The organism is Rhodoferax sp., assembly GCF_023701345.1.
Lineage (GTDB): Bacteria > Pseudomonadota > Gammaproteobacteria > Burkholderiales > Burkholderiaceae_C > Rhodoferax.
On sequence record NZ_JAMPXE010000097.1, the window covers coordinates 1 to 12678 of the forward strand.

Genomic DNA, 12678 nt, shown 5'->3' on the forward strand with positions numbered 1-12678 from the left:
GGGATTCAGGCAGTGCTCGCACAGGCGCGGCAGGTACATCATGAAGGTGTTTTCGAACTGGCCGTAAATGTCCTTCTGGATGTCGTCGAAGTTCTTGTCCTTGCTGCGCTTGGAGAACTCGCCGCCCAGGATTTCTTCCCAGTTCGGGCCCCAGACGATTTTTTCCATGCGCTTGCCGGTGATCAGGCTGCGCGGGCGGGCTGTCGGTGCGGCCTTGGACTCGGGTGCCGACTGCAGGTGCGCGTAGTCAAAGGTGAAGGGCTCGTAGTAGTCGTCAATTTGCGGCAGGTTCGGGTTGGCGAAGATGCGCATGAGCAGCTTCCACTTGGCGCCCTGGCGCGGCTCGATGGCGCCGTTGCTCTTGCGGATCCAGCCACCGTTCCACTTGTCCTGGTTCTCCCATTCCTTGGGGTAACCAATGCCGGGTTTGGTCTCGACGTTGTTGAACCAGGCGTATTCCATGCCGGGGCGGCTGGTCCAGACGTTTTTGCAGGTGACCGAGCAAGTATGGCAGCCAATACATTTGTCCAGGTTCAGCACCATGCCGATTTGTGCGCGAATTTTCATGTGTTTCTCCAAACTGATTAAGCGTGGGCTGTGGTGACTTCAGTGGACGAACCTTCGTCGTCCAGCCAGTCCACCTTGGCCATCTTGCGCACCACCACAAATTCGTCGCGGTTGGTGCCGATGGTTCCGTAGTAGTTGAAGCCGTAGCTGAACTGCGCGTAGCCGCCGATCATGTGGGTGGGCTTGAGCACAATCCGGGTCACCGAGTTGTGAATGCCGCCGCGCACGCCGGTGATTTCCGAACCGGGGGTGTTGATGATCTTCTCCTGCGAGTGGTACATCAGCGTCATGCCGGGGTTGACACGCTGGCTCACCACGGCACGGGCCGCAATGGCACCGTTGATGTTGAAGACCTCGACCCAGTCGTTGTCTTCGATACCCGCACTCTTGGCGTCGTCTTCACTGAGCCAGACCACGCTGCCGCCGCGATTCAGCGTGAGCATCATCAGGTTGTCACTGTAGGTGGAGTGAATGCCCCACTTCTGGTGCGGTGTGATGAAGTTCAGCGCAATTTCCTTGTTGCCGTTGGGCTTGATGTTGTGAATGCCGGCAGTGGTTTTCAGGTCCACCGGCGGCCGGTAGCTGCTGAAGCCTTCGCCAAACGCGGTCATCCACGGGTGGTCCATGTAGAACTGCTGACGACCGGTCAGGGTTCGCCATGGGATCATCTCGTGCACGTTGGTGTAACCGGCGTTGTACGACACCGTTTCGGACTCGATGCCGCTCCAGGTCGGCGAGCTGATGATCTTGCGTGGCTGGGCCTGGATGTCACGGAAGCGGATTTTTTCGTCTTCACGGTACAGCGCCAGATGGGTGTGGTCAATGCCGGTCTGTTTGCCCAGCGCCTTCCAGGCCTTCACGGCCACATGGCCATTGGTTTCCGGGGCCAGTTGCAGCACCACTTCGCAGGCGTCGATGTCGGTGTCAATCTTGGGCATGCCGCAGGTCACGCCGGCATCCGTCACCAGGCCGTTGAGTTCGCCGAGCTGCTTGACTTCAATCTTGGTGTCCCAGTTGATGCCCTTGCCGCCATTGCCGACCTTGTTCATCAGTGGCCCCAGGGCGGTGAAACGCTTGTACAGGTTGGGGTAGTCGCGTTCCACCACCACCATGTTGGGCGCTGTTTTGCCGGGGATCAGGTCGATCTCGCCGCGTTTCCAGTCCTGCACGCCAAAGGGTTGCGCCAGTTCGGCGGGGGAGTCGTGCATCAGCGGTGACAGCACCATCTCGCGCTCCACCCCGAGGTGGCCGGCGCAAATATCACTGAACTTCTTGGCAAAACCCTTGTAGATGTCCCAGTCGCTGCGCGATTGCCAGGCCGGGTCCACCGCCGTGCTCAGCGGGTGGATGAAGGGGTGCATGTCGCTGGTGTTGAGGTCGTTTTTCTCGTACCAGGTGGCGGTGGGTAGCACGATGTCGGAGTACAGGCAGGTGGTGCTCATGCGGAAGTCGAGCGTGACCAGCAGGTCGAGCTTGCCTTCGGGCGCCTTGTCATGCCAGACCACTTCTTCGGGCTTGGCTTCATCCGCACCCATGTCCTTGCCCTGCACGCCGTTACTGGTGCCCAGCAGGTGCTTGAGGAAGTACTCGTGGCCCTTGCCGCTGGAACCCAAAATGTTGGAGCGCCAGACAAACATGTTGCGCGGCCAGTTGTCGGGGTGGTCGGGGTCCTCGCAGCTCATGGCCTGGCTGCCGTCTTTCAGGCCCTTGACCAGGTAGTCCTTGGGCTCCATGCCCGCGGCCGCCGCATCTTTGACCAATTGCATCGGGTTGGTCTTGAGCTGTGGTGCCGAGGGCAGCCAGCCCATGCGTTCGGCGCGCACGTTGTAGTCGATCATGCTGCCGCCAAACTTGGACTTGTCGGCCAGGGGGCTCAGCACTTCATCAACCCCCAGCTTCTCGTAGCGCCACTGGTCGGTGTGGGCGTAGAAGAAGCTGGTGGAGTTCATTTGCCGGGGCGGACGGATCCAGTCGAGCGCAAAGGCGAGTGCGGTCCAGCCGGTTTGCGGCCGCAGTTTTTCCTGGCCCACGTAATGTGCCCAGCCACCACCCGACTGGCCGATACAACCGCACATCATCAGCATGTTGATGACGCCGCGGTAGTTCATGTCGGCGTGGTACCAGTGGTTCATGGCCGCACCGATGATCACCATGGACTTGCCATGGGTCTTGTCGGCGTTGTCGGCAAACTGGCGCGCCACGGTGATGAGCTGTTCACGCGGCGTGCCGGTGATGCGCTCTTGCCAGGCCGGGGTGTAAGGGGTGTCGTCGTCGAAGTCCTTGGCCGCCATTTCACCGGGCAGACCGCGCGCCACACCGTAGTTGGCGACCTGCAGGTCGAACACGGTGGCCACCAGCGCCTCGCGCTTGTCGCCTTCCTTGCCGAGCGAAATGCGTTGCACCGGCACGGTGCGCACCAGCACGTTGTTGGCAGCGTCACCCGTGGCGTTGTTGGGGAAGTTCTCGCTGACGATGCCACCGAAATAGGGAAAGCCCACCTTGGCCGTTTCGGTACTGGCGTTTTCACCTTCCATGACGGTGAGTTTGAGCTTGACATCGGTGCCGTGACGGGCTTCCTTGGCGTGCAGGTTCCACTGGCCTTCATCGGCGCGGCCGTCGGCACCCCAGCGGAAGCCGATGGCGCCGTTGGGCAGCACCACCTTGCCGTCCTCGTTGAGGGCCACGGTTTTCCACTCGGGGTTGTTGGCAGCGCCGAGTTTGCCGTTGAAGTCGGAGGCGCGCACATAACGATCGGGCACCATCACCACCTCGCCGCTGGGCAGGGTCTGCTCTTTCAGCATCACCAGCATCGGCATGTCGGTGTAACGGCGCACGTAGTCGTCGAAGTAGGCGCTGCGCTCGCCCTTGTCAGGGAAGTAGAACTCTTTCAGGATCACATGACCCATGGCCATCGCCACGGCGGCGTCGGTGCCCTGTTTGGGTTTCATCCAGATGTCCGAGAGCTTGGCCACTTCGGAATAGTCGGGGGTGACGGCCACGGTCTTGGTGCCTTTGTAGCGCACTTCGGTGAAGAAGTGGGCGTCGGGGGTGCGCGTTTGCGGCACGTTGGAGCCCCAGGCGATGATGTAGCTGCTGTTGTACCAGTCGGCCGATTCGGGCACGTCGGTCTGCTCACCCCAGATCTGTGGGCTGGCCGGTGGCAGGTCGCAGTACCAGTCGTAAAAACTCATGCAAACGCCGCCAATCAGACTCAGGTAGCGGCTGCCGGCGGCGTAACTGACCATCGACATGGCGGGGATCGGCGAGAAGCCGATGATGCGGTCGGGGCCGTGTTTCTTGATGGTGTAGATGTTGGCCGCAGCCACCATTTCATTGACCTCGTCCCAGCCCGAGCGCACAAAGCCGCCGAGGCCGCGCACGCTTTGGTAATCCTTGCGCTTGGCGTCGTCTTGGGCAATCGAGGCCCAGGCGTCCACCGGGTCCATCGACAGGCGGGCTTCGCGCCAGAGTTTGAGCAGACGGCCGCGCACCAGCGGGTACTTGACGCGGTTGGCGCTGTACAGATACCAGCTGTAACTGGCGCCGCGGGCGCAGCCGCGCGGCTCGTGGTTGGGCATGTCCCAGCGCGTGCGCGGGTAATCGGTTTGCTGGGTTTCCCAGGTCACGATGCCGCCCTTGACGTAAATCTTCCACGAGCAGGAGCCCGTGCAGTTCACGCCGTGGGTCGAACGCACGATCTTGTCGTGCGCCCAGCGGTCGCGGTAGGCGTCTTCCCAGGTGCGGTCTTCACCGGTGGTGACACCGTGCTCGCCAGAGAAGGCCTCTTTGGGTTGCGAGAAATAAGTGAGTCGATCAAGAAAGTGGCTCATGGTTTACCTCTGTAAAAATTGATTTGAAAATGCATTTGTCATTGCGAGGAGCGAAGCGACATGGCAATCCATGAAGTCCGGGGCCATGGATTGCTTCACTTCGTTCGCAATGACAGTTGAAAAGGTCATGGATTTTTGATTTCCGACCCGCTGCGCAAATAGAACCACCAGTTCAGCACCAGACACACCGCGTAAAAGATCGCGAAGCCGTACATCGCGTACTGCGGCGTGCCGGCCTTGATCTGGGCACCGATGACCACTGGCGCGATGAAGGCGCCATAGGCGGCGATGGCCGAGGTCCAGCCCAGCACCGGGCCGGCCTGGGTGCGGTCGAAGATCACGCCGATGGTGCGGAAGGTTGAGCCGTTGCCGATGCCGCTGGCGAAGAACAGCACCATGAACAGGCCCAGGAACATCGGGAAGTACTGCTCCGGCGTGGCCGATCCGTAGGCCTGCATCATCACGTAGCCGACCCACACCGAGGCCACCGCCATCACCACCGAGATCACCTGGGTGACGATCGAGCCGCCCAGCTTGTCGGAGATCCAGCCGCCCAGCGGGCGCACCGCCGCACCGATGAAGGGGCCCATCCACGCGTAAGTCAGCGCCGACGGAGCGTTCGGGTTCTTCAGCGTGTGTTGCATGATGCCGGCTGCGTCGGGCACGTGCTGGTAGCCGAAGATCACCGTGATGGCCAGCGGCAGCGCCATCGAGAAGCCGATGAATGAGCCGAAGGTGACGATGTACAGCGCGGTGAGCGACCAAGTGTGCTTGTTGCTGAAGATCGCAAACTGCTTCTTCACGCCTTCCTTCATCTCGCCGAAGGCTGCGAGTTTCATCATGCCCAGCGCCAGGACCACGTCCAGCGGGATCGCCACCCACATGCTCAGCAGGCTCAGGCCGGTGGGCTTGGGCAAGTAGAGGTAAAGCATAAAAATCGCCGGCACGAAAGCCAGCGTGTACAGGTAGGTGATCTTGGCGAAGGCGACGATGGGTGAGCCGGTGTTGGGCGACACCGTCTTCAGGTTGTTCATGCCGAACCAGCACAGGATGGACAGCGGCACCAGTGATACCACCCAGGCAAAGCCGGCGTTCTGGATCCATGTAGGCGTTCCGGCGGCGATCTTGCCGAAGATCCAGCCACTGTCCTTGATCAGCTGGGTGGACGTGCCGCCAAAATCACCGAACAGGCCGACGGTCATGACCAGAGGGATCACGACTTGCATCGTCGTCACACCAAAGTTGCCCAGGCCGGCATTCAGGCCCAGACCGGTGCCCTGCAGCCGCTTGGGAAAAAAAGTGCTGATATTGGACATGGAGCTGGCAAAGTTGCCACCACCCACGCCTGACCACAGAGCCATCAGCTGAAATGTCCACAATGGCCAATCGGGGTGCTGCAGCACGACCCCGGTGCCAATGGCAGGGGCCAGCAACATGGCGGTGGTCAAGAAAATGGTGTTGCGCCCGCCAGCCAGCCGAATCAGGAAAGATGCCGGAATGCGCATGGTGGCACCCGAAATGCCGGCGATGGCGGTCAGCGTGAACAACTCGGCCTGGGTAAACGGAAAACCCAGGTTGAGCATCTGCACGGTGATGATGCCCCACATGCCCCACACGGCAAAGCCGCACAGCAGTGCCGGAACGGATATCCACAAATTGCGGTAAGCGATTTTTTTACCGGTGGTCTCCCAGAACTGGGCGTCTTCCGGGCGCCAGTCGGTGATGTCTGCGCCTGATGCATTTGTATTGCTCATAGGTTCTTTCAGTTGGAAATAATTTGTGCTGTTATCTCTGGTGGGCTTTTGTGGGCCATGTATTCCTTGGCGCGGACTTCGGTCCAGTACATCCAGATCAGCGACACCCAGACCACGCCGTACATCAGCATGAAGGCGCTGGAGCGGATGCCGGTGAGGTCCATCAGGGCGCCGAACATGATGGGCAGCAGGAAGCCACCCAAACCGCCGGCCAGACCAACGATGCCGCTGATGGTGCCGATGTTGTTGGGATAGTCGTCACTGATGTATTTGAAAACGCTGGCCTTGCCAAAGGCCCAGGCAATGCCCAATGTGAACATCAGCAGGGTGAACAGGTAGACGTTCAGACCGATGTGAAAGGTTTTGGGACCATCAATCGTGGTGATGGTCAAATCGGTTTGTGGGTAGCTCAGCAAAAAGAGGCAGACCCAGCTCACCCACAGCACCCACCAGGTCATGGCATGGGCACCGTATTTGTCAGACAACCAGCCACCCACGGCACGCAAGACACCGCCGGGCAGAGAGAAGCAGGCGGCCAGCAGGGCGGCGGTGCGGATGTCCAGACCAAACTCGCCCACGTAGTACTGCACCATCCACAAGGACAGTGCCACATAGCCGCCAAACACAATGCTGTAGTACTGGCAATACTTGATGACCTTGGGGTCTTTCAGCGACTTGAGCTGGTCACGAAACGTGACGTGGCTGGGCACCAGGTGGGCCGGGTCACTGTGGCTGAAAAACCAGAACAGAATCACGGTCCCGAGCATGATGGCGGCATACACCTGCGGCACCATGGTCCAGCCAAAACCCACCACCAGTGCTGGTGCCAGAAACTTGTTGACGGCCGCGCCTGAGTTGCCTGCGCCATAGATGCCCATGGCAAAACCCTGCTGATTCTTGGGGAACCAGCGCGCCACGTACGGGGTGCCGACCGAAAACGAACCACCGGCCAGCCCGACAAACAGGCCGATCGTCAAATACTGCCAGAACTCGGTGGCATACGACATCAGCCAGATCGCCGGCACGGTGGACGCCATCAGCAAGGTCATCACGATGCGGCCGCCAAATTTGTCGGTCCAGATGCCCAGCGGCACCCGAATCAGCGAGCCAGTCAATACCGGGGTGGCCATCAGCAGGCCAAACTGGGTCGAGTTGAGGTCAAGCGTTTTCTTGATCGGAATGCCGATCACTGCAAACATCATCCACACCATAAAACACACGGTGAAGGCGAAGGTGCTGACGATCAGCACGGAGAGGGCTTGCCCTTTCTTGGTCATGTCAAAGACTCCTGTTGAATGGCAAGACTGTAGTTAGTGCTGCGCCTTTGCGGTATCCCTCTGTGGAACATGTTGGCCTATTCAGTGGAACTATTGGTGAAGCATCGACCCTAGTTCTTAAGAACTATTGGCAAAATTTTTGAACTATTTCTTGTTTAAAACCTAAATGATTCATCTACAATGAATCTTTAAATTTAATCGGAGACATCCATGAGTTCTTGTGCGACCGGTCACGTGACCCCTGAAGCGATTTACCCCTTTGATGCGCGCGGTGTTGCCAAACGCTTCCGTCATGCCGCGATTTTTGGCGCGCTGGACGCGCTACAACCCGGCGAAACCATGCGCTTTTGCAATGACCACGACCCGATCCCCTTGCTGCACCAGCTGGGTGCCCGCTATGGCGCGGCGGTGTCCATCGCCTATGTGCAGCGTGAGCCCGGTGCCATCGTGATTGACTTTGCCCGAATTTAACAGGCACGACACCTTTTTCTACTCACCCATTTCAGGAGTTTCACTCGATGAACCAAGTCAAAGCCAGTGGCTTTACCAAGCAGATGGCCCGCAACATGTTTTACGGCGGGACGGTCTTTTTTATCTTTGTTTTTGCGGCACTGATTTTTGACAGCGAACGCAAGATCCCGTTCAGATCGAACGCCGAGGCCATCACGCCGGCCGTCGTCAATGGCAAGAAACTCTGGGAAACGCGCAATTGCATTGGCTGCCACACTCTGCTGGGCGAAGGCGCCTACTTTGCGCCGGAGCTGGGCAATGTTTACAAGCGCCGCGGCCCGGAGTTCATCAAGGCCTGGATTGCTGCGCAACCCACCCACATTCCCGGGCGCCGCCAGATGCCGCAGTTCAACTTTACTGAAGAGCAGCTCAACGATCTGGTGGAGTTCTTGCGCTGGACCAACAACGTGAATACCGAAAACTGGCCACCGAACATCGAAGGCTGACACCTCACACCGATCTGAACACATCAGGACAAGCACATGCAAGCGACCACACTCAAATACAAATCCCAGGGGGTAGCGAAGTATTACTTCGTTGCCGCGCTGGTTCTTTTTACCGCCCAAATCATCTTTGGCATCACGCTCGGGCTGCAATATGTCATTGGCGACTTCGCCTTTCCGTACATTCCCTTCAATCAGGCGCGCATGGTGCACACCAACCTGCTGATCGTCTGGCTGCTGTTTGGCTTCATGGGCTCGGCTTATTACCTGGTGCCTGAAGAAGCCGAAACCGAGCTTTACAGCCCCAAACTGGCCATGGTGCTGTTCTGGGTGTTTCTGGCGGCAGGTGCCCTGACCATCGTCGGTTATCTGGTCGTGCCTTATGCCAAGCTGGCGGAATTGACCGGCAACGAGTTGCTGGCGACCATGGGCCGGGAATTTCTGGAGCAACCCCTGCCGACCAAAGTCGGCATTGTGGTGGTCTGTCTGGCCTTTTTGTTCAACATCAGCATGACCGTGCTCAAAGGCCGCAAAACCAGTATTTCTGTGGTGCTGTTGATGGGCCTGTGGGGCCTGGCGCTGATGTTCCTGTTCAGCTTTGTCAACCCCGAAAACCTGGTGCGCGACAAGATGTACTGGTGGTTTGTGGTGCATCTGTGGGTGGAAGGCACCTGGGAATTGATTCTGGGCGCCTTGCTGGCGTTTGTGCTGATCAAGACCACCGGGGTCGATCGTGAAGTGATCGACAAATGGCTCTATGTGATCATTGCCATGGCCCTGATCACCGGCATTCTGGGTACCGGGCACCACTTCTTTTTCATTGGCATGCCGGGCTACTGGCTGTGGGTGGGCAGTATTTTCTCTGCCATGGAACCGATTCCGTTTTTCATGATGACGGTGTTTGCCTTCAACATGGTGCAACGCCGCCGCCGTGACCATGCCAACCAGGCTGCCCTGCTGTGGGCGGTGGGGTGCTCGGTGGTTGGCTTTTTGGGTGCCGGCCTGTGGGGCTTCATGCATACGCTCAGCCCGATCAACTACTACACCCACGGCACACAAATCACGGCTGCCCATGGTCACCTGGCCTTTTACGGTGCCTATGTGTTGGTGGTGCTTGCCATGATCAGCTACGCCATGCCGACCTTGCGGGGTCGTGAGGCCAACAGCCGCCGTGCGCAAAGTTTCGAAATGTGGTCGTTCTGGATCATGACCATCGGCATGGGCTTGATGGTGCTGGCCCTGACGGGCGCGGGCATTTTGCAGGTCTGGCTGCAGCGCATGCCGACCGAAGGCGCCATGTCCTTCATGCAAACCCAGGACCAACTGCGCTTTTTCTACTGGTTGCGTGTGGCGGGTGGCGTCGGCTTCCTGCTTGGTTTGTTGACCTACCTGTACAGCTTTTTTGCCGCCCCGGGCGCCAATGAAGACGAGCTGCTTGTGCCCAACGGCATGATGCACCGCCGGGTCAAGCCTGCCTGAGCGCCAAAGCATGTCCAGCCTTCCGTTTTATGCCGAGCAAGCGGGTGAATGCACGCTGTTCGAGCATGCCTGGCGCAAGCAATTGCCGCTGCTCATCAAGGGCCCGACCGGGTGCGGCAAAACGCGTTTTGTCGAGCACATGGCGGCGCGCTTGGGGCGGCCGCTGGTCACCGTGTCTTGCCACGATGACCTCAGTGCGGCCGATCTGGTGGGTCGCTTTCTGATTGGCAACGGCAGCACACAGTGGTCGGACGGGCCGTTGGCCCGGGCCGTGCGCCTGGGGGCCATTTGCTACCTTGACGAGGTGGTGGAGGCCCGCAAGGACACCACCGTGGTATTGCATCCGCTAGCCGACGACCGGCGCATTTTGCCGATCGAACGCACCGGTGAAGAGCTGGTGGCCCCGCCAGAGTTCATGCTGGTGATTTCGTACAACCCCGGTTACCAGAATCTGCTGAAAGGGCTCAAGCCCAGCACGCGCCAGCGTTTTGTCAGCCTGAGCATGAACTACCCCAGCCCACCGGTCGAGCTGGACATTGTGCGCAATGAAACCGGTATTTCCGAGGCGCAGGCCAAACAACTGGTGCAGTTAGCCAAAGCCCTGCGCGCGCTGACAGAGCACGATCTGGAAGAAACCGCCAGCACCCGCTTGCTGGTGTCGGCGGGGCGCCTGATCGCGTCAGGACTGCCCTTGCAAACCGCCTGCCAGGCCGCCATCATTGATGCGCTGACCGATGACATCGCCACGGCGCAAGCCTTGGGTGAGGTGGTGCGCGCGCTGTTTGGCGATGCCGCCTGAGGCGTTCCAGGCCATCTGATGACACAGTCGAAACCCAGCAAGCTAGCCCCTGCACGATTGCAGCAGTGGCGGCTGGCCACACAAATTGGTTTTTTTGCATTCTTTGTGCTGGCCCCGGCGCTCAACCTGTTGCGCTTTGACTTGACCGATACCCAACTCTGGTTTTTGGGGCAACGCTGGTCGCTGGGCATTGATGCCTTGGCCAACGGACAGATCAGCGCGACGCAGGCTGCATTGCAACTTGTCTGGCGCGCCTTTGTGCCCGGCTTGTTGGTGGTGGCGGTGTTTCTGGGCGTGGCTTACCGTTATGGCCGTTTGTATTGCGGTTGGTTGTGCCCGCACTTTTCGATGGTGGAGGGGCTCAACAAGCTGCTGCACCGCGCTTGCGGCAAATTGAGCATCTGGGACAAAAGCGCCACACCCAAGCCCGGCGCCACGCCCAATGCAGGCTGGTGGCCCTTGTTTGCCTTGAGTTGTGCCCTGATGGGTTTTGTCTGGGCCATCACGCTGCTCACTTACCTGTTGCCGCCCGCTGTGATTTGGGGTGGTTTGATAGAAGGCACGCTGACGTCCAATCAAAGCCGATTTTTGCTGATTGCCAGCACGCTCTTCACGCTGGAGTTTGCCTTTGCCCGGCACTTGTTTTGCCGCTTTGGCTGTGCTGTGGGTTTATTCCAGAGCCTGGCCTGGATGGCCAACCCCAAAGGCATGGTGGTGGCCTTTGCCCGTGAGCGCGCACGTGAGTGCAAAACCTGCGACGCCCCGCGCGGTTCCGCGTGTGACAACGCCTGCCCGATGCGCCTGAACCCGCGCAACATCAAGCGCATGATGTTCTCGTGTGTGCAATGCGGTCAGTGTTTGACGGCGTGTGATGCCACCCAGCAAGCGCAGCAGCGCACACCGACGCTGGAATGGCAGGTGGGTGTCGACGCCCTGCGTGAAACCTTGCGCCAACGCCAGCGCGAACAAGCAGAGCGTCACTGATGGAAGAACTGGTTGGACGCTGGTGGCACCAGGCCATCACCAAAGCGACACGGCTGGATTATCCGACCGTGGCGGTGCAATTGCAGGACATGCAAAAAGCCATTGGCATCTTTTTTCGTGCGGCCGGCGGACCGGCGGCATTGCGTTTTACGCCAGCTTCAAGGCGGGCGATCGGCGGCCAGCGGCACTGGCTGCAAAAACTGGCCGGCAGCGGTCAGCGCGCCGATACGGCCCAGCTGGAGCCTGATGTGCTGGCGCTTCCCGCCACACTCGCCGTGTTTGCCGATGCGCAACTGAACCGTGACCTGTACCTGTGGCTGGCCATGCTGTCGGCGTGTTTCGAGTCCAGCGGTGACTGGATCAAGGACAACCTGCGCGCCACCCAGGCGGCGCTGGCGCAGTTTCCGGGCTTTGCCGCAAGATATCAAGTGCTGCTGCAGGCGCACCTGGCGCAACGGCCAAACCTGAATCGGCTTGGTGGGGAGAAAGCGCAGGCCGAGTCTGCAGTTCAAGCGGCCTTGAAAGAACAAGTGGTTGGTGAATCAAGCTACCACCCCCAGGATGTTGCTGCGGTCTGGTTGTGGCTGAGCTCTACGGACATGATTGCTGCCGATCGCCCGGCCGGACAGAAAGCCGCAGAGGCAGGCCAGCAAGCTGCCGCGCTCAAGGACAAGCAGCGCCGCCGCACCCAGGCCACCTCGCACGAACAAAGCCGCAACGCCATGGTGTTGCCGTTTCGTGCTGAAGCCCTCATGTCCTGGAGCGAAATGGTGCACGTCAACCGCAGTACCGACGACGAGGAAGACGGCAACGCCCTGAACGCCGCCAACGACATGGACAAGCTGTCGGTTGCCCCCGATGGGCAAACGCTGGCCTCGCGCGTCAAATTCGACCTGGATTTGCCCAGCAGCAGCGCTGACGACATACCTTTGGGCGAGGGCATGAAATTTCCCGAATGGGACTATCGGCGCGCTGTGCTGCAGCCCGACCATTGCCTGGTGCAGGTGATGCAAGCACAGCATTGCGCACCATTCA

8 protein-coding genes and 2 pseudogenes are annotated in these 12678 nt (G+C 59.6%); 6 read left to right on the forward strand and 4 right to left on the reverse strand.

All coding sequences use genetic code 11. From position 1 onward, the window contains the following. The 4 genes and pseudogenes from narH to NDI87_RS12765 all read right to left on the reverse strand — a co-directional run. Positions 1 to 567: pseudogene (gene narH / locus NDI87_RS12750) on the reverse strand (nitrate reductase subunit beta); the annotation flags it as partial. Between the two features lie 17 nt (positions 568 to 584). Next, positions 585 to 4397: a nitrate reductase subunit alpha gene (locus NDI87_RS12755; RefSeq protein WP_296275654.1), complete on the reverse strand. Its 3813-nt coding sequence runs from the start codon at positions 4395 to 4397 to the stop codon at positions 585 to 587. 125 nt (positions 4398 to 4522) lie between these two features. Beyond that, on the reverse strand, positions 4523 to 6151 hold the full coding sequence (locus NDI87_RS12760) for an MFS transporter (protein ID WP_296275655.1): 1629 nt from the start codon (positions 6149 to 6151) through the stop codon (positions 4523 to 4525). Positions 6152 to 6159: 8 nt separating this feature from the next. Further along, the gene (locus tag NDI87_RS12765; RefSeq protein ID WP_296275656.1) at positions 6160 to 7428 is read right to left on the reverse strand and encodes a nitrate/nitrite transporter; all 1269 of its coding nucleotides are present in this window, start codon (positions 7426 to 7428) and stop codon (positions 6160 to 6162) included. A 210-nt stretch (positions 7429 to 7638) separates the two neighbouring features. Between NDI87_RS12765 and NDI87_RS12770 the strand changes: the two genes are divergently transcribed. The 6 genes and pseudogenes from NDI87_RS12770 to NDI87_RS12795 form a co-directional block, all read left to right on the forward strand. After that, complete coding sequence (locus tag NDI87_RS12770; RefSeq protein ID WP_296275657.1) at positions 7639 to 7899, forward strand: DUF2249 domain-containing protein; 261 nt, start codon at positions 7639 to 7641, stop codon at positions 7897 to 7899. Positions 7900 to 7946: 47 nt separating this feature from the next. Next, positions 7947 to 8384, forward strand: coding sequence for a cytochrome c (locus NDI87_RS12775; RefSeq protein ID WP_296275658.1), 438 nt, complete (start codon positions 7947 to 7949; stop codon positions 8382 to 8384). 36 nt (positions 8385 to 8420) lie between these two features. Continuing rightward, positions 8421 to 9860, forward strand: coding sequence for a cbb3-type cytochrome c oxidase subunit I (locus NDI87_RS12780; RefSeq protein WP_296275659.1), 1440 nt, complete (start codon positions 8421 to 8423; stop codon positions 9858 to 9860). A gap of 10 nt (positions 9861 to 9870) precedes the next feature. Continuing rightward, a complete protein-coding gene (locus NDI87_RS12785) occupies positions 9871 to 10659 on the forward strand; it encodes a CbbQ/NirQ/NorQ/GpvN family protein (protein WP_296275661.1) in 789 nt (262 codons plus the stop codon). 18 nt (positions 10660 to 10677) lie between these two features. Continuing rightward, positions 10678 to 11643 carry a 4Fe-4S binding protein gene (locus NDI87_RS12790; RefSeq protein ID WP_296275663.1) on the forward strand — a complete coding sequence of 322 codons (966 nt, stop codon included), beginning with the start codon at positions 10678 to 10680 and terminating at the stop codon, positions 11641 to 11643. After that, positions 11643 to 12678, forward strand: a pseudogene (locus tag NDI87_RS12795) (VWA domain-containing protein); the annotation flags it as partial. The gene NDI87_RS12790 and the pseudogene NDI87_RS12795, both read left to right, overlap by 1 nt.

What these genes read in the sequence shown, in the direction of transcription:
- NDI87_RS12785 (WP_296275661.1), top strand. Translation starts at nt 9,871, where the DNA reads ATGTCCAGCCTTCCGTTTTATGCCGAGCAAGCGGGTGAATGCACGCTG.
- NDI87_RS12755 (WP_296275654.1), bottom strand. Translation starts at nt 4,397, where the DNA reads ATGAGCCACTTTCTTGATCGACTCACTTATTTCTCGCAACCCAAAGAG.
- NDI87_RS12790 (WP_296275663.1), top strand. Translation starts at nt 10,678, where the DNA reads ATGACACAGTCGAAACCCAGCAAGCTAGCCCCTGCACGATTGCAGCAG.
- NDI87_RS12760 (WP_296275655.1), bottom strand. Translation starts at nt 6,151, where the DNA reads ATGAGCAATACAAATGCATCAGGCGCAGACATCACCGACTGGCGCCCG.
- NDI87_RS12775 (WP_296275658.1), top strand. Translation starts at nt 7,947, where the DNA reads ATGAACCAAGTCAAAGCCAGTGGCTTTACCAAGCAGATGGCCCGCAAC.
- NDI87_RS12770 (WP_296275657.1), top strand. Translation starts at nt 7,639, where the DNA reads ATGAGTTCTTGTGCGACCGGTCACGTGACCCCTGAAGCGATTTACCCC.
- NDI87_RS12780 (WP_296275659.1), top strand. Translation starts at nt 8,421, where the DNA reads ATGCAAGCGACCACACTCAAATACAAATCCCAGGGGGTAGCGAAGTAT.
- NDI87_RS12765 (WP_296275656.1), bottom strand. Translation starts at nt 7,428, where the DNA reads ATGACCAAGAAAGGGCAAGCCCTCTCCGTGCTGATCGTCAGCACCTTC.